At 57.0% G+C, this 22,706-nt stretch carries 25 protein-coding genes; 11 read left to right on the top strand and 14 right to left on the bottom strand.

Going from position 1 to position 22,706, the window contains the following annotated elements; genetic code table 11:
* Positions 1-457: 457 nt before the first annotated feature.
* The 3 genes from F3I20_RS04985 to F3I20_RS04975 all read right to left on the bottom strand — a co-directional run bounded on the left by F3I20_RS04985 (position 458) and on the right by F3I20_RS04975 (position 3,460).
* Positions 458-1,759, bottom strand: a complete 1,302-nt coding sequence (locus F3I20_RS04985; protein ID WP_150010063.1) for a PQQ-dependent sugar dehydrogenase — start codon at positions 1,757-1,759, stop codon at positions 458-460.
* 12 nt (positions 1,760-1,771) lie between these two features.
* The gene (locus F3I20_RS04980) at positions 1,772-2,179 is read right to left on the bottom strand and encodes a DUF2231 domain-containing protein (protein WP_013357848.1); all 408 of its coding nucleotides are present in this window, start codon (positions 2,177-2,179) and stop codon (positions 1,772-1,774) included.
* A 165-nt stretch (positions 2,180-2,344) separates the two neighbouring features.
* On the bottom strand, positions 2,345-3,460 hold the full coding sequence (locus F3I20_RS04975; RefSeq protein WP_150010061.1) for an ABC transporter substrate-binding protein: 1,116 nt from the start codon (positions 3,458-3,460) through the stop codon (positions 2,345-2,347).
* A gap of 347 nt (positions 3,461-3,807) precedes the next feature.
* On the opposite strand from F3I20_RS04975, the gene F3I20_RS04970 reads away from it, so the two are divergent.
* The 6 genes from F3I20_RS04970 (at position 3,808) to F3I20_RS04945 (ending at position 10,227) form a co-directional block, all read left to right on the top strand.
* Positions 3,808-4,962 carry a mandelate racemase family protein gene (locus F3I20_RS04970; RefSeq protein WP_150010059.1) on the top strand — a complete coding sequence of 385 codons (1,155 nt, stop codon included), beginning with the start codon at positions 3,808-3,810 and terminating at the stop codon, positions 4,960-4,962.
* A gap of 90 nt (positions 4,963-5,052) precedes the next feature.
* Entirely contained in the window at positions 5,053-6,684 is a 1,632-nt protein-coding gene (locus tag F3I20_RS04965; RefSeq protein ID WP_150010057.1) for an ABC transporter substrate-binding protein, read from the top strand.
* Entirely contained in the window at positions 6,681-7,712 is a 1,032-nt protein-coding gene (locus tag F3I20_RS04960; RefSeq protein WP_150037145.1) for an ABC transporter permease, read from the top strand. The genes F3I20_RS04965 and F3I20_RS04960 overlap by 4 nt, the downstream gene beginning before the upstream one ends.
* The gene (locus F3I20_RS04955) at positions 7,709-8,614 is read left to right on the top strand and encodes an ABC transporter permease (RefSeq protein ID WP_150010053.1); all 906 of its coding nucleotides are present in this window, start codon (positions 7,709-7,711) and stop codon (positions 8,612-8,614) included. Before F3I20_RS04960 ends, F3I20_RS04955 begins: the two co-directional genes overlap by 4 nt.
* On the top strand, positions 8,586-9,452 hold the full coding sequence (locus F3I20_RS04950) for an ABC transporter ATP-binding protein (protein ID WP_150010326.1): 867 nt from the start codon (positions 8,586-8,588) through the stop codon (positions 9,450-9,452). The genes F3I20_RS04955 and F3I20_RS04950 overlap by 29 nt, the downstream gene beginning before the upstream one ends.
* Positions 9,453-9,462: 10 nt before the next feature.
* Positions 9,463-10,227 (top strand): ABC transporter ATP-binding protein, encoded by a 765-nt coding sequence (locus F3I20_RS04945; RefSeq protein WP_150010051.1) that lies wholly within the window; start codon positions 9,463-9,465, stop codon positions 10,225-10,227.
* Positions 10,228-10,292: 65 nt separating this feature from the next.
* Here F3I20_RS04945 and F3I20_RS04940 read toward each other — a convergent pair whose 3' ends face one another.
* Positions 10,293-10,931, bottom strand: coding sequence for an RpiB/LacA/LacB family sugar-phosphate isomerase (locus F3I20_RS04940; protein WP_150010049.1), 639 nt, complete (start codon positions 10,929-10,931; stop codon positions 10,293-10,295).
* 139 nt (positions 10,932-11,070) lie between these two features.
* Here F3I20_RS04940 and F3I20_RS04935 point away from each other — a divergent pair, with 139 nt between their 5' ends.
* The 3 genes from F3I20_RS04935 to F3I20_RS04925 all read left to right on the top strand — a co-directional run bounded on the left by F3I20_RS04935 (position 11,071) and on the right by F3I20_RS04925 (position 12,706).
* Complete coding sequence (locus tag F3I20_RS04935) at positions 11,071-11,400, top strand: cupin domain-containing protein (RefSeq protein ID WP_150010047.1); 330 nt, start codon at positions 11,071-11,073, stop codon at positions 11,398-11,400.
* Between the two features lie 264 nt (positions 11,401-11,664).
* Entirely contained in the window at positions 11,665-11,904 is a 240-nt protein-coding gene (locus F3I20_RS04930; protein ID WP_150010045.1) for a hypothetical protein, read from the top strand.
* Positions 11,905-12,211: 307 nt separating this feature from the next.
* On the top strand, positions 12,212-12,706 hold the full coding sequence (locus F3I20_RS04925) for a P-loop nucleotide/nucleoside kinase family protein (protein WP_150010043.1): 495 nt from the start codon (positions 12,212-12,214) through the stop codon (positions 12,704-12,706).
* Positions 12,707-12,718: 12 nt separating this feature from the next.
* Here F3I20_RS04925 and F3I20_RS04920 read toward each other — a convergent pair whose 3' ends face one another.
* Positions 12,719-13,612 carry a dihydrodipicolinate synthase family protein gene (locus F3I20_RS04920; RefSeq protein ID WP_150010041.1) on the bottom strand — a complete coding sequence of 298 codons (894 nt, stop codon included), beginning with the start codon at positions 13,610-13,612 and terminating at the stop codon, positions 12,719-12,721.
* A gap of 314 nt (positions 13,613-13,926) precedes the next feature.
* Between F3I20_RS04920 and F3I20_RS04915 the strand changes: the two genes are divergently transcribed.
* Both F3I20_RS04915 and F3I20_RS04910 read left to right on the top strand, forming a co-directional pair.
* On the top strand, positions 13,927-15,231 hold the full coding sequence (locus F3I20_RS04915) for an MFS transporter (protein WP_370452831.1): 1,305 nt from the start codon (positions 13,927-13,929) through the stop codon (positions 15,229-15,231).
* A 10-nt stretch (positions 15,232-15,241) separates the two neighbouring features.
* Positions 15,242-16,051: a substrate-binding domain-containing protein gene (locus F3I20_RS04910; protein WP_150010037.1), complete on the top strand. Its 810-nt coding sequence runs from the start codon at positions 15,242-15,244 to the stop codon at positions 16,049-16,051.
* On the opposite strand, the gene psrA is transcribed toward F3I20_RS04910, so the two are convergent.
* The 9 genes from psrA to F3I20_RS04865 all read right to left on the bottom strand — a co-directional run bounded on the left by psrA (position 16,026) and on the right by F3I20_RS04865 (position 22,371).
* Complete coding sequence (gene psrA / locus F3I20_RS04905) at positions 16,026-16,925, bottom strand: L-proline-binding transcription factor PsrA (protein WP_150010035.1); 900 nt, start codon at positions 16,923-16,925, stop codon at positions 16,026-16,028. The genes F3I20_RS04910 and psrA overlap by 26 nt on opposite strands.
* Positions 16,926-17,036: 111 nt before the next feature.
* On the bottom strand, positions 17,037-17,477 hold the full coding sequence (locus tag F3I20_RS04900; protein WP_150010033.1) for a thiol-disulfide oxidoreductase DCC family protein: 441 nt from the start codon (positions 17,475-17,477) through the stop codon (positions 17,037-17,039).
* Positions 17,446-18,069: a P-loop nucleotide/nucleoside kinase family protein gene (locus F3I20_RS04895; protein WP_150010031.1), complete on the bottom strand. Its 624-nt coding sequence runs from the start codon at positions 18,067-18,069 to the stop codon at positions 17,446-17,448. The genes F3I20_RS04900 and F3I20_RS04895 overlap by 32 nt, the downstream gene beginning before the upstream one ends.
* Entirely contained in the window at positions 18,066-18,503 is a 438-nt protein-coding gene (locus F3I20_RS04890; protein WP_033732648.1) for a PTS sugar transporter subunit IIA, read from the bottom strand. Before F3I20_RS04890 ends, F3I20_RS04895 begins: the two co-directional genes overlap by 4 nt.
* A 9-nt stretch (positions 18,504-18,512) precedes the next feature.
* Positions 18,513-18,782 (bottom strand): hypothetical protein, encoded by a 270-nt coding sequence (locus F3I20_RS04885; RefSeq protein ID WP_150010029.1) that lies wholly within the window; start codon positions 18,780-18,782, stop codon positions 18,513-18,515.
* 94 nt (positions 18,783-18,876) lie between these two features.
* Entirely contained in the window at positions 18,877-19,719 is an 843-nt protein-coding gene (locus F3I20_RS04880) for a class II fructose-bisphosphate aldolase (protein WP_150010027.1), read from the bottom strand.
* Complete coding sequence (locus F3I20_RS04875) at positions 19,706-21,073, bottom strand: PTS sugar transporter subunit IIC (RefSeq protein WP_033732644.1); 1,368 nt, start codon at positions 21,071-21,073, stop codon at positions 19,706-19,708. The genes F3I20_RS04880 and F3I20_RS04875 overlap by 14 nt, the downstream gene beginning before the upstream one ends.
* Positions 21,066-21,380, bottom strand: coding sequence for a PTS sugar transporter subunit IIB (locus F3I20_RS04870; RefSeq protein ID WP_013357820.1), 315 nt, complete (start codon positions 21,378-21,380; stop codon positions 21,066-21,068). Before F3I20_RS04870 ends, F3I20_RS04875 begins: the two co-directional genes overlap by 8 nt.
* A gap of 10 nt (positions 21,381-21,390) precedes the next feature.
* Positions 21,391-22,371: a 6-phosphofructokinase gene (locus tag F3I20_RS04865; protein ID WP_150010025.1), complete on the bottom strand. Its 981-nt coding sequence runs from the start codon at positions 22,369-22,371 to the stop codon at positions 21,391-21,393.
* Positions 22,372-22,706: the final 335 nt, after the last annotated feature.

Below are 22,706 nucleotides of genomic sequence, written 5' to 3'. Positions count from 1 at the left end.
TGCAAGATGACCCGGATAAGATCCAGAATCAGCTTAGTCAGTTCCATCACTTTCCTTCTCCTTTTTCAGGAGCGCGCTGTTCGGCAACCAGGGCTTTGACTCTACCCGCCGGGCGCCTAAGCACATCTTTGTGGAGAGGGCTGAGCGGCACTCATGGTTAAAGCCACAGGCCAGCACCACCTGATGCCTGCCGGGATTTTAAAACCGTGCCCCTGGGAGCGGCCAGTCGACAATGAGGCGATGCTCAACACTCAACACATGTATAAACATACAGTATTTTGGCGAAACTTGAAATCCTTAGCCGCACATTTTACAATCTTGCTTGTGGAGAGTGCTGAGCACCTCGTTCGCAACGCGGTTACCAGCCGGGAAGCGAACAAAAAAATAAAGGATTTGGCGCGATGCCAAATCCTTTTTTTATGCCTGTTTTACGGCGATAACCCAGGCCGCGCAGAACTTACTTCGCGGCGCTGATACGCCAGATGGTGTTCCCTGCGTCGTCAGCAATCAGCACGCCGCCCTGTTTATCGCTGGCGAGACCCACCGGCAAACCACGTACCTGCTTTTCATCGTCCGTCAGGAAACCTGAAACCACCGTCTGCGGCTGACCCACCGGCTTACCGTTTTCGAACTTCACCCATACGACTTTATAGCCATTCAGCGGCGTTCGGTTCCAGCTGCCATGCTCGCTGATAAACGCACCACCACGGTACTGCGGCATATTATCACCACCGTAGAACAGCAGGCCCAGTGGCGCGACATGCGAACTCAGGGCATAATCCGGCTTGATCGCCTTCTCAACCAGGTCGGGACGCTGCGGTTCGGCACGGGTATCCACATGCTGACCAAAGTAGCTGTAGGGCCAGCCGTAGAAGCCTTTATCCTGCACCGAGGTCATGTAGTCCGGCACCAGATCGGAGCCGATTTCATCACGCTCATTGACGATCGCCCACAGCTTGCCGCTCTGCGGTTCCCACTGCAGGCCAGTCGGATTGCGCAGACCGCTGGCGTAAATACGGCTGGCACCACTGGCCGCATCCACCTCCAGCACCGCTGCCCGGCGATACTCTGCGCCAATGCCGTTTTCGGTGACGTTACTGTTGGAGCCGACGCCCACATAAAGCTTACTGCCGTCAGGGCTGGCTAAAAGGGCTTTGGTCCAGTGGTGGTTAATCGGTCCGCCCGGCAGCTCCGTTACCTCTTCAGGAGCAGTGCGAATCTCCGTGTCCCCTTCGCGATAGGGGAACTTCACCAGGCTGTCAGCATTCGCCACATAGAGCGTATTCCCAATCAACTGCATGCCAAACGGTGAGTGCAGATTCTCGATAAAACGATGCTGCTCCCATTTGCCATTGACGTTGCGCAGCAGCGTAATGCGGTTGCCGCCTGCGCCACCCTTACCTGACGCTTTCTGCACGATGCCCATAATCAGCTGCTTAGGTCGGGTCGTCGGTTTTGAGGGGCCGTTGGATTCTGCGACCAGCACATCATTGTTTGGCAGCACGTAGACCTGACGCGGATGCTGCAGATTCTCAGCAATCTTTTCAATCTTTAACCCGTCAGCCACTTTTGGCATTTCACCGGCTTTCCAGGGCGTGCCTTCCGGTACCTGCATCGGCGGCATAAAGAAGTTCTGCGCCTGCGGCAGTTCGGGATTGGGTCCGATCTGCTTTTGCGGATCGACCAGCGCACCATCATCGCAGCCTGCCAGCAATGCGGTCAGGGTCAGCGCGAGCAGCGTTTTATGCGGTATGTTCATGGTGGCTCCTCCTTAAGCGCTACGCTGACGTAACGCAAGTTGCACATTCGCCAGCAGCAGCAGCGCTACCACCAGCGTCGAGAGCGTTACGCCCAGCGGGATCACCGCGGCAGCATCACGGCTGTGAATAAACGCATTGACGATAGCGATAATGATGGCCACCAGCCAGAGCCAGAAATGGCCCTTTTCCGCGCTGTCACTGCCGCGAAACAGATAAACCAGTGCAATGAGACGTGGCACGATGGCCAGTATCAGTCCCAGCGCAATCAGCCAGCCTGCGGCATCCGTCCAGAACTGCACAAAGGTCTGCATGTAGAGAATGTCAAACAGCCAGGCCGCCACAAAGAATCCAAGCGGTACTGGCTCCAGCAGAGCATACAGCGTCACGGCAAATGCCGATCTTCCCAGGGTATTGCGCATGTTTCTCTCCATTTTTAACGTGAATGCGGACCAGGTCAGATGTCGCGCTGCTCAGAGCATCCGACCCCGCGCCTGTAAAAGATTAGTAAATCTGAAGAGAAACAGAGGGTTTATTCGGAGGGAATTGCAAATCAGGCGGATGACGTCCCTGTCATCGCCGGTCAGTCAGGGCTTATCAGCGGGTAAGGTGACCCAGTAGCCTGGCTGGTAAGGCAGCGGCAGGAACTTCTCGTGGAACGTGCGGAAGGTGGCATCCGGATCGACATCGGCAAACAGATCCGGATGCAGCCATTTCGCCAGCGCCTGGATAGCGACAAATTGATACGGGCTGTCGTAGAACTGATGCCAGATGGCGTGGACGTTGCCATTGTGTGCTACCGGCAGGGTTTTAAAGGCATCGCGCATCATCAGTGCCTTAAGACGCGCCGTCGCGTCGGTGACATTCGCGCCAGGACCGACGCCGACCCATTTGCCCACGGTGTTGTAGTTCTTCCAGTTCGCGCCGGTTACCACCACCACATCCGGCTGGCTGGCGATAATCTGCTCCGGGTTAACGGTGCCGAAGGTGCCAGGGATCAGATCTTTTGCGATGTTGCGACCCCCTGCGATCTCCACCATCTGACCAAAGTTCTCATTACCAAACGACATGCAGCATTCGTCACTGTAGCCACCTGCGCGGTCGATCATCACTTTCGGACGGTAGCCGGTAAAGTTCTTCAGGCGCGACGTCACAAGGTCAATCTGCTGCTGGCGGAAGGTAATAATCTCCTGCGCACGCGCCGGTTTGTTCACCAGTTCGCCCATGATGCGGATACTTTTCTCCGCGTTCATCATCGGCGCTTCACGGAAATCGATAAACACCACCGGCACGCCGACCGCCTGCAGTTTTTCAATCAGCTTGCCTTCATCGGTCGCCGCTTTCGATTCCAGATTCATCAGCACCAGATCGGGCTTCAGGGTCAGCGCCTGCTCGACATTGAAGGTGCCATCTTTCGCGCCGCCGAAGGTCGGTAATGTTTTAATTTCCGGATAGCGCTTTTCATAAGCCTGATAACCGTCCCAGTCCGCCTTGTGGAGATCATCACGCCAGCCAATCACCCGCCTGAACGGGGCGTCGGTGTCAAATGCGGCCAGCAGATAGATCTGACGGCCCTCACCCAGAATGATGCGCTTTGCCTCCTGCGGCACCTCGACCTGACGGCCTGCGACATCGGTAATCATTTTGGCCGAAGCTGTCCCTGCCAGCGTGAGCAGCCCCAGCGCTAAAAACCATTTTTTCATTATGAAAACCCGCACAAATGATAATGAGAATTATTAATGTAAAGCGGCGTTACTATCACCTAAAACGACGTTCAGGGGAAGTCATCCGGTTAAATGTTTTTTGCGGCGAGGTTAATGGGTTAATTGGCCAATAACAGGGCTGTTAATCAGCGAACAAGCGCAGCGTGTTGCTGCTCACAAAACAGACAGCTTTCGTGAATATGCTCACAACACCCTGGGCGGCTGCACACATATTAGCCATTAATCGTATCGATTTGGCCAATGCGTTAATGAATTGTGAACGCTAGATTAAAAATGAAACAGCGTTTTAATAATCCATTGGGAAAGTCATCCACAGGAGTATAACCGTGAAGATCAGCGCCATAGATGTCACCCTCTTTACCTATCCTACCCGGCGCGTTGCCGACAGCGCCGGCCACTCCCATCCCGGCCCGGAAAATGATGCGCAGATGGCACTGTTGACCCTGACCAGCGAGGATGGCGATTGCGGCTACGCCTTTGCGCCGCCGGAAGTGGTGCGATCTCATGTCGTTAACGCCTTCTTCCGCAAGGTGCTGATCGGTCAGAACGCCTTTGACCGCGAGCGGCTGTGGCAGGATCTGGTGCACTGGCAGCGCGGCAGCGCCCATCAGCTCACCGAGCGTGCGCTCTCCGCTGTTGAGCAGGCGCTGTGGGATCTGATTGGGCGCAGGCTGAAACAGCCGGTGCACAAGCTGCTGGGCGGCTATCGCGAGAAGATCCCGGCTTACGGCAGCACCATGTGTGGCGACGAACTCAGCGGTGGGTTATCGACACCGGATGAGTACGCACAGTTCGCGGAAAAGCTGGTGGCACGCGGCTATCGGGCAATCAAGCTGCACACCTGGATGCCGCCGGTCGCCTTTGCACCCAGTCCGACCATGGACATCAAAGCCTGCGCCGCGGTGCGTGAAGCGGTTGGCCCGGATATCGCACTGATGCTGGACGGCTACCACTGGTACAGTCGCAGCGACGCGCTGACCATCGGCAAGGCGCTGGAGAAGCTTAACTTCACCTGGTTTGAAGAGCCGATGGAGGAAGAGAGCATGGCCTCTTACACCTGGCTGGCGGATAACCTCTCTATCGACGTGCTCGGCCCGGAGAGCCTGGGCGGCAAACATCACAGCCGCGCCGACTGGGTCCGTGCTGGTGCCTGCGACATTCTGCGTGCCGGGGCCAATGGCGTAGGCGGCATCTCCGCCACGATGAAAGTGGCCAGTCTGGCGGAAGCCTTCGGCATGGATTGCGAAGTTCACGGCAACGGCGCAGCCAGCCTGGCGGTCGTCGGGGCAATCCGTAACTGCCGCTGGTATGAGCGTGGCCTGCTGCATCCCTTCCTGGATTATGAGACGCCGCCTGCGTATCTCAACAGCCTGATTGATCCGATGGACGATCGGGGCTTTGTCACCCTGCCCACCCGCAGCGGGCTGGGAGAGGATATCAACTTCAGCTGGATTGAGACCCACACGCTGAACCGCTGGTAATGAAGTACGGCAAACAATAATAACCCCGTTGCCGCGCAGCCCTGATGACGCGGTAAACGGGAAAAACCTCTGACCTGCTGGACTTTACCTATGACCCTGACACAACGATGTGGCGCGTGGCTGATCACGCTGCTGGTGCTCACGGGCAGCGCGTCAATCCAGGCAAAGACCCCGGATGACCAGCTGATCGTCGGCATGAACATGAACAACCTGCTCACCCTGGATCCGGCCGCGATGACCGGCAACGAGGTGGTCGGCATTGTGGTGAATCTCTATGACGGCCTGGTGGAGCTGAATCCGCAGCAGCTCACCGAGGTGCGCCCGGCGCTGGCGGAACGCTGGTCAGTCAGTCCGGATAACCGCACCCTGACCTTTCACCTGCGCGACAACGTCAGGTTTCACTCCGGCAATCCGCTCACCAGCGCCGATGCAGTCTGGTCGATGCGCCGGGTGCTGCATCTGAATCTGGCGCAGGCGTCGGTGTGGAAGTCCTACGGTTTCAGCCGCGACAATGTGGACCAGATGGTCACCGCACCCGACGACCGCACGCTGGTGATCACCCTGCCTAAACCCAACGATCCGCAGCTGGTGATCTACTCGCTGGCGGCGCTGGGCAGCATGGTGGTGCTGGACCGTAAAACGGTGCAGCAGCATGAAGTCGATGGCGACTGGGGCAACCGCTGGCTCACCACGCATGAAGCGGGTTCCGGCCCGTTCCGACTGGATGTCTGGCAGGCAAAAGACGTGTTGCGCATGAGTCGCGCGACAGACTACTGGCGCGGTGAGGCGAAGATGTCGCGGGTGGTATTCCGCCACCTGCAGGAGTCGCAGACCCTGCGGCTGATGATGCAGAAAGGCGATCTCGATATCGCCAGCAACATGGCGATCCCCGACGTGCGCGCCCTGCGTCACGATCCCGACCTCACCCTTGATGCCGTCAGAAAAGGGACAATTTACTACCTGGCGATGAGCATGAAAGATCCGCACTTTGACAATATTAAGGTGCGTGAGGCGGTCCGCTACCTGGTCGATTATCAGGGCATCAACAAGAGCCTGATGACCGGCTACGGCGAACTGCATCAGCGCCCGATTCAGGCGGGCATGCCTGCCACGCTGCCTGACCCGGGTTACCGGCTTGATGTACCGCGCGCCCGTGCGCTGCTGGCTGAAGCCGGCTATCCGGACGGCTTCGACACCACGCTGCGGGTGCTGGCCGATCAGCCGTTCCTGAATATTGCCATCGCCATTCAGTCAACGCTGCTGCAGGGCGGCATCCGGGCAAAAATCATTACCGGCACCGGCAACCAGATTTATGGCGCGATGCGCGATCGCCAGTTCAGCCTGCTGGTCGGACGCGGCGGCAGCGGCGTCGAGCCACACCCCCACTCCAGCCTGCGCGCGCTGGTCTACAACCCGAACAATGCCGACAACGCCCGGCTGACTAACTTCCAGGGCTGGCGAACCGGTTTCTACGACGCCCAGCTCAACCGCATGATCGATCAGGCGCTGGTGGAACGTGACAAAAACCGCCAGCAGCAGGCCTATTACGCCATCCAGCAACGCTATGACCAGCTGGTGCCTGCGCTGATGCCGATTTCACAAATGCTCGACTCCGTGGTGGTCAGTAACCGTGTGCAGGCGTATCAGCCGCATCCTTCTGCAACGACCTTCCTGCGCGACGTCTGGAAAACGCCTGAAGCCCTGGCGGGAGGCACACCATGATACTGACCCTGACACGAAATCAGTGCCGCCGCATCAGCCATCGCGCGGTGCAGGTGTTAATCACGCTGTTCGGCCTGCTGCTGCTGACCTTTTTTATTGGCCGGGTGATGCCGCTGGATCCGGTGCTGGCGATAGTCGGTCCCGATGCCGACCAGGCCACTTATCAGCAGGTCTACCACCAGCTTGGCTTTGATAAACCGCTGTGGGTGCAGTTTGGCATCTATCTCAATGCGCTGCTGCATGGCGACCTGGGCCACGCGCTGCTCACCGGCCAGCCGGTCATGCATGACATCCTGCGCGTCTTTCCCGCCACGGTTGAGCTGGCCACGCTGGCAATTGTGATTGGCGCAGGGCTGGGCGTCCCGCTGGGCGTGCTGGCGGCGGCGCGGCGTAACAGCGTCATCGACTATCTGGTACGGATGCTCAGCCTGGCCGGTTATTCCACGCCGATCTTCTGGGTTGGCATGATGGGATTGCTGCTGTTCTATGCCCATCTCGGCTGGGTCGGCGGTGCAGGACGAGTGGACTTCAGCCTGGATGGCATCGTGCCGCGCCGCACTGGTTTTATGCTGATTGACGCCCTGCTGGCGGATAACGGTCAGGTGTTCCGGAATGCGCTGAATCATCTGGTGCTGCCCGCCTCACTGCTCGGCTTTCACTCCATGGCTTACATCAGCCGGATGACGCGCAGTTTTATGCTCGCGCAGTTGTCGCAGGAGTTCATTCTGACCGCGCGGGTCAAAGGCCTGACCGAATGGCAGGTGATCTGGCAGCACGCGTTTCGCAATATCCTGGTTCAGCTGCTGACCGTGGTGGCGCTGGCCTATGGTTCGCTGCTGGAGGGTGCCGTGCTGATTGAAACGGTCTTCTCCTGGCCCGGTTTCGGCTCTTATCTCACGTGCAGCCTGATGCTGGGCGATATGAATGCGGTAATGGGCTGCGTGCTGGTGGTGGGTCTGATTTTTGTGCTGCTTAACCTGATCTCCGACCTGCTCTACCAGGTCTTCGATCCGAGGACCAAAGTATGACTATCTCGTTTGATGCTGCGTCTGTCAGTCCTTCCCGCGAGCGGCTGGCGCGCTGTCGGCGATTTGCTGCCCGCTGCGGGTCTTTCCTCTGGCGCATGGCCTGTAATCCCCTGACCGCCATCGGCGGTGGCATTGTGCTGCTGCTCTGTATCGTGGCGCTGTTTGCCCCCTGGATCGCACCGTATCATCCGCTGATTCAGGATCTGAACAACGCCCTGACGCCGCCCGGTGCGGCCCACTGGTTCGGCACTGATGAGTTTGGCCGGGATATATTCAGCCGTCTGGTGTGGGGTGCGCGCATCACGCTCTACATCGTGCTGCTGGTCTCAGTGACCGTCGGACCGCTGGGCCTGCTGCTGGGCGTTACCGCGGGTTACTTTGGCGGCAAAGTCGATAGCGTGCTGATGCGCGTCACCGATATCTTCATCTCCTTTCCCAGCCTGGTGCTGGCGCTGGCATTTGTGGCGGCGCTGGGTCCGGGTCTGGAGCATGTGGTGATCGCCATTACCCTTACCGCCTGGCCACCGATTGCCCGTCTGGCGCGCGCCGAAACGCTGTCGCTGCGTCAGGCGGACTTTATTTCGGCGGTGCGCTTACAGGGTGCGTCGCCGCTGCGGGTACTGTGGAAACATATTATTCCGCTCTGCCTGCCGTCGGTGATTATCCGCATCACCATGAATATGGCGGGCATTATCCTTACCGCCGCCGGGCTGGGCTTTCTCGGACTGGGCGCGCAGCCGCCAGATCCGGAATGGGGCGCGATGATCGCCAGCGGCCGTACCTACATGCTGGAGTGCTGGTGGGTGGTTACCGTGCCCGGTCTGGCGATCCTGATTAACAGCCTGGCATTTAACTTCTTAGGAGATGGCCTACGTGACCTGCTCGATCCCCGCAGTGAGTAACGCCTCGCCGTTGCTCGACGTGCGCGATTTGCACGTGAACTTTGTTAACGGACGCCAGATCACCCCGGCGGTGCGCGGCGTCTCCTTTCAGCTCGGTCAGGAGAAGCTGGCGATTGTCGGCGAGTCCGGCTCCGGTAAATCGACCGTGGGCCGCGCCCTGCTGCAGCTGCATCCGGCCAGGGCGCGCATCGAGGCGAGCCGGATGCAGTTTGGTGATATCGACCTGCTGCACGCCAGCCCGGCGCAGATGCGCGCCATTCGCGGCAAACGCATCTCCATGATTATGCAGGACCCGAAATATTCCCTGAACCCGGTGATTCGGGTGGGCGAGCAGATTGCCGAAGCCTGGCGCAGTCATCATCGCGGCCAGAAAGCGGCGGCCCGTCAGCGGGCGCTGGCGATGCTGGAAGAGGTGCAGATCCGCGATCCTGAGCGGGTATATCAGCTCTATCCTCATGAGATTTCCGGCGGTCAGGGGCAGCGGGTGATGATCGCCATGATGCTGATCACCGAGCCGGAACTGGTGATTGCCGATGAGCCGACCTCTGCGCTGGATGTCTCGGTGCGCCTGCAGGTGCTGGCGCTGCTGGACGATCTGGTGAAGGCGCGCGGGCTGGGGCTGATTTTTATCAGCCACGACATCAGTCTGGTGCGCAGCTTCTGCGATCGGGTGCTGGTGATGTATGCCGGACGCGTGGTGGAGTCGCTGGCCGCCCGTGAACTCGATCGCGCGCAGCATCCCTATACGCAGGGATTACTGGCGGCACTGCCCGACCTTGATCACCGGCGTACGCGCCTGCCGGTATTACAACGTCATGCCAGCTGGTTGACGGACTAAGGAGTTCGCGATGATTAACGTGAAAAATCTCAGCCTGAGTTTTGGTGATGACGATCGCCGGAGTCAGGTGTTGTTCGACGTCAATCTGCAGGTGAAACCGGGTGAAATTTTCGGGCTGGTGGGCGAGTCGGGATCGGGCAAAACTACGGTACTAAAGTGCCTGGCGGGATTATTTACTCACTGGCAGGGTGAGCTGAGCATTAATGACCAGCCACTGACGCACCGCATCGATCGGGCACGCTGTCGTCAGGTGCAGATGGTGTTTCAGGACCCTTATGGTTCGCTGCATCCGCGTCACACGCTGGGTGACATCCTGGAAGAGCCGTTGCAGATTCAGGGTATCGGGCAGCGCCAGCAGCGGGTGGTGGCGATGCTGGATAAGGTCGGGCTAAATCGCGCCTGGCAGACGCGCTATCCGCACCAGCTTTCGGGAGGCCAGCGTCAGCGCGTGGCGATTGCCAGGGCGCTGATTTTAGAGCCGCGCGTACTGCTGCTGGATGAGCCGACTTCTGCACTGGATGTTTCGGTGCAGGCGGAGATCCTGAATCTGCTCAGCGATCTGCAGCAGCAGGAGAACCTGACCTATCTGATGGTAACGCACGATCTGGGCGTGGTGGCGCATCTCTGCCATCGCGTGGCGGTCATGCAACAGGGTAAGGTGCTGGAGACGCTGGATGTGCCGACGCTGGTGGCCGATCGCGCCGCGATGCCCTATACGCGGATGCTGGTAGAGGCGAGTCGCCACAAACCTCCGGCACTTGCGCAGCAGAGCTGAAGAGTAATGGTCGCAGAGAGAAGATAAAAAAGGCCGGTCAGACCGGCCTCGTGAAATCGGATGGCTTAGTGCGTCAGCTGACGCACAAAAGCAACGATCTCCTGATTTTTACCATGCTCAAAAAGGCACTGCTGGAAACGCGGGCCGCTGACAGCGGTACGTACCAGTTCAGGATCGATGGCGCGCAGGGTGTCGAGATAGTTATCTTTGATCACCGCAGCCTTAACCTGATTCAGCAGACCGGCATTGCGTACCTGCGGCTCTTTACGCTCTGGCGGATAGCCATTGCCCTTCTCACCGGTGAACGCCTTTTCAAAGATAAAGCGCAGATTCAGTTCTGCGCCCCAGCCAAATCCTTTGGCAAACGGCAGCGCCAGTGCGTTACCGTTGTTAATCTGGGCAAACAGGTAGGCATCCGCCGGATCGATACAGTAGCCGCAGTTGACGCCCGGATGGATGTTAAGCGACATCAGCGCGCCCTGCCCGGTACCGCAGCCCGCGACCACGAAATCCACTGCCTGGCTGTTGAGCAGTATGCTGGCCTGAATACCGAGGTGAATGTAGGTCAGATGGTGATCCTGCTCATCGCTCATCCCGACGTTGAAGACCTGATGGCCCAGCGGCTGTGCGACGCCTTCCAGTTCTTTCAGCACGGTAACGTTTTTAGCGGCCTGGCTGTTTTCCATCATTAATGCGATTTTCATGATCTACCCTTATAAATTAATTGAAACACCGTTTCATTTTAATGAAAAAGCACTAAAGTGCATGGGCTAATTCACCTGCGCGCTGTGAGAGCCATCACAAAACGGCCATTGCAGTGCCTGTTACCGCATGAGGGTTCCGATGTTTATTTATCATAAAGACCAGCCACTGGACGATCTGGGTGGTGGCGTGACCCGCCGCGTGCTGGCGCATGGGGGCACAATGATGGCAGTTGAAGTCCGTTTTGAAAAAGGGGCGACTGGCCCGCTGCATCACCATCCCCATGAGCAGCTGACCTATGTACTGAGCGGACGCTTTGCTTTCACCATTGAGGGTGAAACGCGGGAAGTGGGTCCGGGGGATACACTCTACAAAGCTCCTGATGTGGTTCATGGTTGCGTTTGTCTGGAGGCGGGTGTGCTGCTGGATACCTTTACGCCGCAACGCGAAGATTTTCTCGCCGCTAAATAACTCATGCGGCCCGATGGGCCGCTTGTCTGACTGACCTGTGCTGTGTCTTTGACCTGCCCGCCGGATTTGACTTAAAACCGGTGCAATTTCTCTGACATTCCCTTCACTGCTAACTGAATGATTAGCCGGTACTTCCTCTGGAACCGCGCTACGCTTAGCGCCGGCTTAAAAATCATTCAGGCAGATTTCTGTACAAAAACCGGATCGTTGTATAAGTTTAATAACCACACCAGTCCATTTTTTAACCCGAAACAGGACGATAATATGCCAATGCAAAACACGCTGACCCTGCCGGTGAACCCTACCATCCCGGTCAAAAATGAGTTCACATCATCCTTTGCCGCTTCTGAGCAGGACAAACTCAATTTTCTGATTGAGGAGTTACTGGAAGCAGGTAAAGAAAAAAGCTGCATGGAACTGCTGCGTCATCTGGCTTCCGCGGACAGCGCCGAAGAAGAAGCGTGCTGTCGCGAACTGCTGACGTTGCTGATGGCGCAAAAATGATGGCTGTGGCTGGCTGTATAGCGCAGATTCACTACGCTTCGGGACCTCAATCGATATTTTGCACATTCGCCTGACCGCACTTCGCCGTTCAGGCGTATTTATGTTCATCTAAAAATTACCTGCTGTTCCCAACACCCAATTGCCTGTAGCAACGGATGCTGATCCGGGTGGTCAATGCAGGTTTGCTTACAATCCCCCATCCTCTCATTGCTTATCCCTCCACGCTTTTGTTAGCCTGAATCGCACATCGACGAGACGTGGCTTACTCCGGCCGCACGGTTTATTACCCGTCTGTTAAAGGAGTGACATGTTCATGACCTCTGCACCTGCCACACTGCATCTGCTGTGTGGAAAAATGGCTTCGGGGAAATCGACGCTGGCGGCTCAGCTGGGTACGTTGCCCGGTTACGTCGTCATCAGTGAGGATCAGTGGCTGGCCGCGCTCTACCAGGACGAGATGCATTCAGTGGCCGATTACGTGCGCGTTGCGACAAAACTCAGGAAGGCGATAACGCCCCATCTGGTAGCGCTGCTTAAGGCAGGGGTATCGGTGGTGCTCGATTTCCCGGCCAACACCCGAGCCAATCGTGACTGGCTGCGCTCGGTGATAGAGGCGTCTTCTGCTGATCATCGCCTGCATTATCTGGACGTGCCAGACGCGCTGTGTAAATCGCGTCTGCACGCCCGTAATCAGGGTGGCGAACACGCCTTTGCTGCAACGGACGAGCAGTTCGCGCTGATTACCCGCTATTTTGAACCGCCACACGAGGCAGAAGGTTTTAACCTGGTGCGCCACGGTTGACGTCTTCTGATATCAGGTGAGTTCAAGAGCGGCCAGCACGTCAGCAATCGCCCGACAGTCGGCAGCGGAAAGCGGCAACAGCGGACGTGGCAGGCAGTCTCGTTCGGTCAGCCCCAGCAGCCCTGCCGCAGCGCTGATTACCCGGAAACTCCCGCCGTGCTGGCGGAACAGTGCCCACAACGGCTGAAGACGATCGGACTGTGCTCTGACGCTTGCATAATTGCCTGCGGTTGCCGCCTCGGTCATCGCTTTTGCCACGCGCGGAAACAGCCCGCCGCACACCGAATACCAGCCATCGCAGCCCGCAATCAACCCGTTGCCAGCAGAGGCATCACCGCTAACACCAATCGACACGGAAGCAGGCAGCGTGCCGCGCAGTTGCATGAGGCGATCATTCGCCGCGGATTGCTCCGCCGGTACACCCGGAATTTTCACTGAACCCACACCAGGCAGTTCAGCGATGCGGCCCAGCAGCGCATCCGAAAACGTAAAATGGGTGCTGCCCGGATTGTCATAAATGCAGATCGGCACCGAGGCGTGACGCGTCACGGTCTCATAAAGCGTGAACACTTCCTCCTCTTTCAATGCCTGATAACCCAGCGGCGGCAGCAGTAACGCGGCGGCACCCGCCTGCTGCGCATCTTCCGCCAGCGCCAGCACCTCATCGGTGCTCACCGCACCCACGCAGATCATCACCGGAATCGAATCTGCATGTTCCACTGCCAGCGTTGCGATGCGCCTGCGCTGCGTGCGGGTCAGATACGCATAGCTGCCGGTTGATCCCAGCACGCCAAGGGAGTCGACCTTTGCCTCCGTCAGCCTGCTCAGCAGCCGCAGAAAGGCCGCTTCATCGGGTTTACCCTCTGCAAAGGGAGTAAGGGGAAAGGCACTGAGTCCTGCAAACATGGTCTGCTCCTGTTTATCGAGGGTGACGGGTACTAAGAACCGGAGCCTGAGAGTGATTTCCGACTGCTCCAGCCCGTAACACGCTTATGAATTCTGTCACAATTCCGCAAACTCGTCTCAGACCTGCCAACACATTCAAAAAATCGACTGTTAGTTTAACCTTTTGAATCAAAGAGGTTTTAAATGATAACACCAGGCAATCATGCGGAACACACATTAATCATTGTCCTTTTTGCACTTATTTAGCGCCGGGCGCTGATCCACTCTTCAGTCACAGGCGCGGCAAAAAGCGTCATACCTTACTGGAGTTACTGATGCAGACAACCTCACCCATGACTCACCGCGCCAGGATTGGCGCTATATTTCGTGTTACCTCCGGCAATTTTCTCGAACAGTTCGATTTCTTCCTGTTCGGTTTTTATGCCACCTATATCGCCCATACCTTCTTCCCGGCCAGCAGTGAGTTTGCCTCACTGATGATGACCTTTGCCGTCTTTGGTGCAGGCTTCCTGATGCGCCCCATTGGCGCAGTGGTGCTGGGGGCGTACATCGATAAGGTCGGCCGTCGTAAGGGGCTGATCGTCACGCTCTCCATCATGGCGGCGGGCACCTTTATGATCGTGCTCATCCCCTCTTACCAGAGCATTGGCCTGTGGGCACCGCTGCTGGTGCTGATCGGCAGACTGCTACAGGGTTTCTCCGCCGGTGCAGAGCTGGGCGGCGTGTCGGTTTATCTGGCCGAGATCGCGACGCCGGGCCGCAAAGGCTTTTACACCAGCTGGCAGTCGGGCAGTCAGCAGGTCGCGATTATGGTGGCGGCGGCGATGGGCTTTATCCTTAACGCCGTGCTGGAAGAAAGTGCTATCCGCGAATGGGGCTGGCGCATTCCGTTCCTGTTTGGCTGCCTGATTGTGCCGTTTATCTTCGTGCTGCGTCGCAAGCTGGAAGAGACGCAGGAGTTCAGCAGTCGTCGCAGTCATCCTGATGTGAAACAGGTGTTCCGCATTCTGCTCAGTAACTGGCAGGTGGTGATTGCCGGGATGCTGATGGTCGCGATGACCACCACGGCGTTTTACCTGATTACGGTTTACGCGCCGACCTTTGGCAAGAAAGTCCTGCTGCTGAGCGCCTCGGACAGCCTGCTGGTGACGCTGCTGGTGGCGGTGTCGAACTTCATCTGGCTGCCGATTGGCGGCGCGATCTCCGACCGTTTTGGCCGCAAACCTGTCCTGGTTGCCATGACCCTGCTGGCGATCGCTACCAGCTATCCAGCCCTGAGCATGCTGGCAGCGGCACCGGGCTTTTCCATGATGCTGGGCGTGCTGCTGTGGCTTTCAATGATTTATGGCCTCTACAACGGCGCGATGATCCCGGCACTGACCGAAATCATGCCAGGGGAAGTCCGTGTGGCGGGATTCTCGCTAGCCTATAGCCTGGCAACGGCGGTGTTTGGTGGCTTTACCCCGGTGATGTCGACTGGCCTGATCGAGCTGACCGGCGACAAAGCTTCGCCAGGTTACTGGATGAGTTTCGCGGCTCTCTGCGCACTGGGCGCAACACTGTATCTCTATCGCCGCACCCGCAGTGCCGTATCACCTGTCCATAAAACCGTTAGCTGAGGAATTGAAGATGAAACTGAAAACGATGTCGCTGTACGCTGCCCTGCTGTTCAGTGTGGCGGGCAGTGCCACGGCGCAGGCAAAAGAGCTGACGGTAATGATCTCGGGCGGATTTAAAGCGGCATGGGATACGCTCTCGCCCCGCTTCGCCCAGCGTGAAGGGATCACCATTAACACGGTGGCCGGTCCGTCGATGGGCAAGACGCCACAGGCGATTCCGGCGCGGCTGGCGCGTGGTGAACCGGCTGATGTGGTGATTATGGTGGGCGATGCGTTAAGCGATCTGCAAAAAAAGGGCGCAACGCTGCCGGGTTCACGGGTTGAGCTGGCGGACTCGCGCATCGGTGCAGTGATTAAACAGGGTGCCACACCGGTTAAAATCGGCAGCGAAATCGAGCTGCGTACTGCCCTGCTGAACGCCTCTTCCATCGCCTACTCTGACAGCGCCAGCGGCAAATATGTCAGCAGCCAGCTCTTCAGCCGACTGGGCATTGAGGATCAGGTGAAAGCGAAGGCGGTCAAAGTTGAGCGCATCCCGGTGGCCTCTGAGGTCGCGGCCGGTAACTACGCCATCGGCTTTCAGCAGGTCAGTGAGCTGCTGCCGGTATCGGGCGTTACTTTTATTGGCGAACTGCCGGACAAGCTGCAATACACTACCCGCTTTGCCGGTGCCGTAGTACGCAGCTCAGCGCAGCCCGACGAGTCGGCGAAGCTGCTGCACTGGCTCGCCTCGCCTGAGGCACAGCAGGCAGTACACGCCAGCGGCCTGCACAGCGTGAAGGCGTCAAAACCGGCTAAAGTCGCTGATACTGTTCAATAATCAGATTTTCCAGTTCGCTGGCGATATGCGAGAGCATCCGGCCATTTTTACGCAACAGGCCTACAGTGCGCTTCACCTGCGGATCGGTTAACGGCACCGCCATCAGCAGAGCGTGATCGTAGCCGGGCATCGACATGGCGGGGACGGCAGCAATGCCAAGCCCCGCCTCAACCATCCCCAGCATGGTAGTCACGTGCCGGGTTTCACAGACACAGGGCTTCTCCGGCATGATCGCCTGCAACGCCTGGTCCAGCAGGTTGCGATTGCCGGAAGTCTTATCGAGTCCGACCCACTCATACTGATAAAACGCCTGCCAGCTCAGACTCTTTTTGCCTGCTATCGGATGGTCACGCCGACAGGCCGCCACATATGGGTCGTCCATCAGCGGCTGGAAGTGCACATCCGGCTGCGAGCGGCTGGAAAAACTGATGCCGAAGTCGGCCTGCCCGCCAATAACCGCGTCATAGACGTTGGCCGCGCTGCTATCAATCAGCTTCACCCGCACCTTTGGATAGCGCGCCTGAAACAGCCGGATGATGCTGGGCATAAAGTAGTAGGCGGCTGACGGCACACAGGCCACAGTAATCAGGCCGGTGCGGGCTAAGCTTATTTCACTCAGATCGGCCATCACCTCTTCAAAATCGGCCAGCAGCTTCTCCGAACGCTGAGCAAACGCATGCCCTTTCAGCGTCAGCGTGACGCGGCGCGTGGTCCGCTCAAACAGTTTGATTCCCAGCGTGGTTTCAAGCTTGTCGATGCGGCGGCTCAGCGCCGATTGCGAAAGGCAGATCGATTCCGCCGCCAGACGAAAATTGCCAAACTCCACCAGCGCGCGAAACGCGTAGAGGTCATTGAGATCGAAATTAACCGGCATAAGTCCTTCTATCCGTGGTCTGTCAGTGCTGGCGATTAACATTGAGGAAACGTAACAATAACATCATTGCTCTCACTGATCTCATTGCCGCCTGCAGCTGAAGGTAAAACCTTAATGGGACGGCTCCACCTTATGCAGGAATCGACCCGGATAATCGGGTTGGATGGCGTGCTGGCTGCTGTAGCGGCCAAACAGCTTATAGCGGTTTAAGGCGATGCGATCGTAGGCAAAATTACCGATCGCGTCGGGAAAGTGGCGCAGCACTGCCAGCCCGCGCCACGGGGCAGGCAGATGCTGCATCACGCGGAACACCGCCTGCGCCCGCAGCCAGTGCTGATTACCATCAATGTAGACAATGGTGCTGATGTTCTCTTCCGGCATCCCGGCCCAGCGCAACAGTGCTTTGCCCTGCTCGCTCTGCACCGAGGCAAAACGGACCTGCCGCGCCAGATGGTGACGCAGCAGAAACTGAACCCAGCCGTTACACAGCTTACAGACGCCGTCATAGAGTACGGCGCTTTCACCGGTTTGCAGATACGGGGGTGATGACATCCTGCAACTCCTCACTCTTCTGATGATGAGCTGAAGTGTAGCGGGTTCTGGTCAGTTGCTGTTGCAGCCAGTGGATAATGGCCGCGTGATCCTGAGCGCAGGCATCCACTTCACACACCGGACCCAGCGCCATCGGCCTGGCCTGTTGCGCCAGCTGGCGCAACTCCGGCAGATACTCAGCCCCCGGATGGCCCGGCAGCCGCTGCGACAGCCGCGCCTGATAGCGCGCCACCGCCACCTCCGGCGCAATCTTCAGCCACAGTTCCAGCACCTCTTCGACGCCAGCCTGTTGCAGTCCCTGCTCCAGCAGCGTGCGCGGCTGAAACCCAAACCAGGCATCAATCAGCCAGACCTGACTGGCGGATGCCTGTTCGACGATGTTCCAGATCGCCTGATAAGCCGCGCAGCCCAGTTGCCGGTTACGCGAGCGATCGACCGGCGCAAAAGCCTGCATAAACGGCTCTTTCAGCCTGTCGAGGGTCAGCACCGGCCAGCCAAAGTATTGTGACAGCGCGTGCGTCAGGGTGCTTTTACCTGAGGCGGGGATGCCGTTAACCAGCACCACACGTTTGGGGGGAATGTTTTGCGTCATAGAATGTCGATAACCTCCGCCACACTGCTGGCCTGACGTAGCCGGACCAGCGTCTCCTCATCCTCCAGCAGCGACACAATCGCGCGGATCCCCTCTTCAATATGCGCGTTGCTGTCGCGTGCGCCAAACATAATCACAATGTCCGCCTTATCGCTGCCCTCAAATGAGATCGGCTCATTCAGCAGGATCAGACTGAAACAGTCGCGGATCACCCCCGCTTCCGGTCGCGCATGGGGAATGGCGATCCCCTCCTCAAACACATAATAAGCGCCGTGAGCCAGCGTATTGGCGATCACGGCATCAGGATAGGTGGCATCAAGATAACCGCCGCTGACCAGCGGTTCGGCGGCCAGCGCGATAACCTGACGCCAGTCCGTGGCATCGATGCCAATCTGAATGGCGTTGGCCTCCTGCAATAACTGCTTTATCGTCATCAGCTCTCCTTAAATCGACTGGCGAACCACATTGCGTAATTCATCGATTTTGACAAACAGCGCATCAATTTCATTGCGGTAGCGACGGCTTTTCGCAAACAGGCTTAATGCCCGGTTATATTCCAGCATTAATTGTTTTTGCGTTTCGCCATCACGCGGATTCATTGCCAGCTGCTGCTCCAGTTGCGTTATTTTCTCGCGACTTAATTCCGCCAGATGATCCTGCTGCTGCTCGCTGAGTGGTTCCACAGCCGGAGACTTTTTGAGAAATCCAAACATAGGCTCTCCTGCCCCATATAATATTGGGGTAGCTAATCTAAACAGTGAATAAAAGATCGTTAACGCATTAACCCGGTGATGGCGGCACGGGTAATTACCGGAATAACTGCATTTTCTCTACCAGCACATTCGTCACCGCATCATTAGCCGGTACCAGGAAATTACGTACGCTGTCATTAACTTTGCCTTTTTCGAAGGTCGATTTGCACTGCGCCACCCACTGCACATTCATTTCGGTGCCGACATTCACCTTCTCAATTCCGCTGCTGACCGCCAGCCGCATATCCTCATCGCTGACGCCAGTACCGCCGTGCAGCACCAGGGGCGTATGGGTTGCCGCCGTAATATCTGCCAGCCGCTGATGCTGAATATGCGCTTTACCGGTGTAAAGCCCGTGCACGGTGCCGATGGAGATCGCCAGCATATCGACGCCGGTCTCTTCAACGAAGCGGCGAGCATCTTCCACCGGCGTGAACGCTATCGCCTCCATCTCTACGCATTGACCATCTTCCGACCCGCCGATGGCACCCAGCTCCGCTTCTACCGAGACATTGTGTGGCCGCGCCATATCAATCACACGACGGGTATTCGCAATATTCTCATCAATGGGCAGATGTGAGCCGTCGTACATGACAGAACTGAATCCGGCATCAATCGCCGTCTGAATCGCCGCTAAATCGGAACAGTGATCGAGATGCAGGCAGGTCGGCACATTCGTACTCTCTGATAGCGATTTAATCGCATCGACCAGCAGTTTATGGCCGAGATATTTCGCCGTGCCGGTGGAGATTTGAATCATTAACGGGCTGTTGGTTTTCTCTGCCGCTTTAAAATAGGCGGGCAGCATCTCCAGACAGTGGAGATTAAACGAACCGACCGCTTTAAAGTCACGCTGTTTGGCCAGCTGTAACAGATCGGCGAAGTTATAAAGTTTCATGAATTTTTTCCTCCTGAGGTTTGGTCGATTTGCCATTAACAAACCAGGCAAGCGCGGTAATAAAGGCGATAAACAGGGCGACAAACAGCCAGTTATTCTGGAAGGCATGACCAAGCACCAGGCCGGTACTGATCACGTCGGAGTCACTGAAGGTGACGCCGGTGAAGCCGTAGCTCTCCAGCATCGGCACCAGGATGGCGGGCAGAATGGTGATAAAGAGACCGTGGACGAAGCCGCCGATCATCGCGCCGCGCCGCCCGCCCATGGCATTACCAAATACTCCGGCGGTGCCACCGGCAAAGAAGTTGGTCAGCAGGCCAGGCAGGATCATCGCCAGACCAAACATCGGGAAGACCAGCATGCCGACGATGGAGCCAAGGGTGGTGGCAAGGAAGCCGACAATCACCGCATTCGGGGCGTACGGAAACATCACCGGGCAGTCCAGCGCCGGTTTCGCATCTGGCACCACGCGCATCGCGATACCCCGGAAGGCAGGCACCAGTTCGTTCAGCAGCAGGCGGACGCCGCTGTAGAGCACGAAGACCCCGGCCACGAACTGAATCGACTGCATAAAGGCGTACATCAGGTAGTTCATGCCGTTGCTGTACTGGGCAATGAAGGCCGGACCGGCTGCCACGGCGGGGATCAGGTACATTGGCACCATCACCAGCGCCATCGACAGATAGGTATCCTGCAGAAACTTAAAGTTATCGGGCAGCTTCAGGTCTTCGGTGGAACGCGATCCTTTGCCAACCACTTTGGCGACCGCCGCCGTGACCAGATAACCGATGGTGCAGAAATGACCCAGTGCCACGTCGTCCGAGTCGGTGATGCGCCGCACCACTGGCTGCGCCAGCGCGGGCATCACGACCGCCATAATCCCGCCAAAGATGCCGCCGGTCAGAATCAGCGGCAGGCCGGTCAGCCCCGCTTTATAGCCGATCACCGCGCCAATGGTCGCCATCCACAGCAACGCCTGGCCGGTCAGGAAGATGTACTTAAACGGCGTCAGTCGGGCGATGATGATGTTGACGATAAAGATCACCAGCAGTGTCAGCGCCACTTCCGACCCCAGCTCACGGTTAGCCAGCCCGGCAATGGCGGCCACATCGGTGATATAGCCGCGCATGCCAAAGCCATGGGTGAAAATAGTATTGAGGAACGTCAGGGTGCCCACAATAATATTGATACCCGCCATCATAATTAAAAAGCCGAGCAGGGTTTTAAAGGTGCCTTCCACCACCTTGCCTGCCGATTTTTTTTGCAGCAGCAGACCAATCAGGGCAATAAAGGCGATCAGAATCGACGCCTGCCCCAGCAGATCTTTTACCAGGAAGTCGATCACACTATTCATGGGCGGCGACCTTCTGGTTGCGTTCTTTTAAAAAGGCCAGGATCTTCTGCTCTATTTCCGCTTTATCGGTCAGCCGGTTAAGAATAATGACCCGTTTAATCTGCTCCGGACTGGCGTCGGCGTTTAAAACATCGGCAAAGGCTTTTTGCGTCAGGATCATATCTGACTTAAAGGCATTCGCTTCTGAAATGGTGGTGTGATCGATATCAGCCTCAATTTCCAGCTTTTTTAATACTGCTTTTGCGCTCATCTCAATTGCAAAACTGGAACCTAATCCACAACCACAGACACAGAGTATTTTCAGCATGGTTTTTTCCTCACACTATATTGAGTTGCTTAGCGAGTTTGTAATGGTGCCCGTCAATATCGACCAGGCGTTTTTGCATGCTTATTAAATCAATCGGGATCGGTTTATTGCTGCCATTAATAATGACCGCTTTATTCCGCATACCTGACTGAATACAACGCACCACTTCACTGGCTATAATGGTGCCCTGAAAGATCTCTTCGCAGGTCGGATCACCATTGCGCAGCCCGTAACCCAGAATGGTCTTACGGATGCGCACGCCAATAAGCGGTTCAAGCTGTTTGATTAAGGTGTCGATCGCCCCCTGAAAACCGGGCGAGTATTCGCGGGTGTAGCCTTCTGAACAGAGGATGACCACGCTGTTCTGCTCTGCCAGCCGCCGGGTGATGCGCTGCGCCAGTTGTGGCAGCGGGATCTGGCACTCGGGGATCAGCGCAATATCCGCGTTAGATTTAATCGCGGACTGCAGGGTCAATTCACCGCAATAGCCGCCGAGTAATTCCAGCATAAAAACCCGGCCCGGTAAGGCGCGGCCGGTATTACGCAGTTTCGCGACCTCTTTTAATACCTGCTCGCAGGCGGTAGAAAATCCCAGCGTGTAATCACTGCCGAAGACATCATTATCGATGGTCATACCGACGCCAAAACAATTCACACCATATGCCGACAGGGTATGAAGAAATTGCAGCGACCCGTCCCCCCCCGCCATAATTACTATATCAATACGGGCACTTTTCAGCTGGCGTGCAATTAACTCATATTCGCTGCGCACCAGTTTCTTTTCAGTGCGTCCCGATTGCATAACCGGAATAGAGGCGATGGAAAAGTCGAGCAGATCGCGCTGGCTGATCTCACGATGATTATTTTCCAGCAGGCCGGGAATACCGCCGTCAAATATCACCATCTCAGCCTGCGCCATACGCCCAATCTGAAAGACAAAATTATTAATGCCGGTCACGTCACCGCCACTGATCACCATTCCAATTCGCATTTCCCTCACCTCGCTGGCTTACTCTGCTGAGGGCCATTCTTCCGGTTCGCGGGGTTGCTATTTGCAGAGGAGATCACAGTTACGCGCGGTATTTTTCAGACGGGGATATTGACAGTGCTCTTAACATCGCTTTATTTGTGATATGACTCACACTATTCCAACTTATTGTGCTTAAGGCGAATCGATATAAATCATTGGGTTAGCGGCTGGCGCGGGTGAACCTGTCAGAAAGCCGGAGGGGGTAAAATCGGTCATCCAGGTGGCGTTGCAGATTTGTGACTTTCACCTCATTTTTCCTGGTTTCACAGAGCAGAAACCGCAACTAAGGTGCAGAA

Source organism: Candidatus Pantoea gossypiicola (genome assembly GCF_008632075.1).
GTDB lineage: Bacteria > Pseudomonadota > Gammaproteobacteria > Enterobacterales > Enterobacteriaceae > Pantoea > Pantoea gossypiicola.
The sequence above is the reverse complement of the archived record's forward strand: the minus strand, read 5'-3'. Positions and strand labels throughout refer to the sequence as shown.

Bases quoted from the DNA above. Each gene is read 5' to 3' on its own strand.
- F3I20_RS04985 (WP_150010063.1), bottom strand. From the start codon at position 1,759: ATGAACATACCGCATAAAACGCTGCTCGCGCTGACCCTGACCGCATTG.
- F3I20_RS04980 (WP_013357848.1), bottom strand. From the start codon at position 2,179: ATGCGCAATACCCTGGGAAGATCGGCATTTGCCGTGACGCTGTATGCT.
- F3I20_RS04975 (WP_150010061.1), bottom strand. From the start codon at position 3,460: ATGAAAAAATGGTTTTTAGCGCTGGGGCTGCTCACGCTGGCAGGGACA.
- F3I20_RS04965 (WP_150010057.1), top strand. From the start codon at position 5,053: ATGACCCTGACACAACGATGTGGCGCGTGGCTGATCACGCTGCTGGTG.
- F3I20_RS04960 (WP_150037145.1), top strand. From the start codon at position 6,681: ATGATACTGACCCTGACACGAAATCAGTGCCGCCGCATCAGCCATCGC.
- F3I20_RS04955 (WP_150010053.1), top strand. From the start codon at position 7,709: ATGACTATCTCGTTTGATGCTGCGTCTGTCAGTCCTTCCCGCGAGCGG.
- F3I20_RS04945 (WP_150010051.1), top strand. From the start codon at position 9,463: ATGATTAACGTGAAAAATCTCAGCCTGAGTTTTGGTGATGACGATCGC.
- F3I20_RS04940 (WP_150010049.1), bottom strand. From the start codon at position 10,931: ATGAAAATCGCATTAATGATGGAAAACAGCCAGGCCGCTAAAAACGTT.
- F3I20_RS04935 (WP_150010047.1), top strand. From the start codon at position 11,071: ATGTTTATTTATCATAAAGACCAGCCACTGGACGATCTGGGTGGTGGC.
- F3I20_RS04930 (WP_150010045.1), top strand. From the start codon at position 11,665: ATGCCAATGCAAAACACGCTGACCCTGCCGGTGAACCCTACCATCCCG.
- F3I20_RS04925 (WP_150010043.1), top strand. From the start codon at position 12,212: ATGTTCATGACCTCTGCACCTGCCACACTGCATCTGCTGTGTGGAAAA.
- F3I20_RS04920 (WP_150010041.1), bottom strand. From the start codon at position 13,612: ATGTTTGCAGGACTCAGTGCCTTTCCCCTTACTCCCTTTGCAGAGGGT.
- F3I20_RS04915 (WP_370452831.1), top strand. From the start codon at position 13,927: ATGCAGACAACCTCACCCATGACTCACCGCGCCAGGATTGGCGCTATA.
- F3I20_RS04910 (WP_150010037.1), top strand. From the start codon at position 15,242: ATGAAACTGAAAACGATGTCGCTGTACGCTGCCCTGCTGTTCAGTGTG.
- psrA (WP_150010035.1), bottom strand. From the start codon at position 16,925: ATGCCGGTTAATTTCGATCTCAATGACCTCTACGCGTTTCGCGCGCTG.
- F3I20_RS04900 (WP_150010033.1), bottom strand. From the start codon at position 17,477: ATGTCATCACCCCCGTATCTGCAAACCGGTGAAAGCGCCGTACTCTAT.
- F3I20_RS04895 (WP_150010031.1), bottom strand. From the start codon at position 18,069: ATGACGCAAAACATTCCCCCCAAACGTGTGGTGCTGGTTAACGGCATC.
- F3I20_RS04890 (WP_033732648.1), bottom strand. From the start codon at position 18,503: ATGACGATAAAGCAGTTATTGCAGGAGGCCAACGCCATTCAGATTGGC.
- F3I20_RS04885 (WP_150010029.1), bottom strand. From the start codon at position 18,782: ATGTTTGGATTTCTCAAAAAGTCTCCGGCTGTGGAACCACTCAGCGAG.
- F3I20_RS04880 (WP_150010027.1), bottom strand. From the start codon at position 19,719: ATGAAACTTTATAACTTCGCCGATCTGTTACAGCTGGCCAAACAGCGT.
- F3I20_RS04875 (WP_033732644.1), bottom strand. From the start codon at position 21,073: ATGAATAGTGTGATCGACTTCCTGGTAAAAGATCTGCTGGGGCAGGCG.
- F3I20_RS04870 (WP_013357820.1), bottom strand. From the start codon at position 21,380: ATGCTGAAAATACTCTGTGTCTGTGGTTGTGGATTAGGTTCCAGTTTT.
- F3I20_RS04865 (WP_150010025.1), bottom strand. From the start codon at position 22,371: ATGCGAATTGGAATGGTGATCAGTGGCGGTGACGTGACCGGCATTAAT.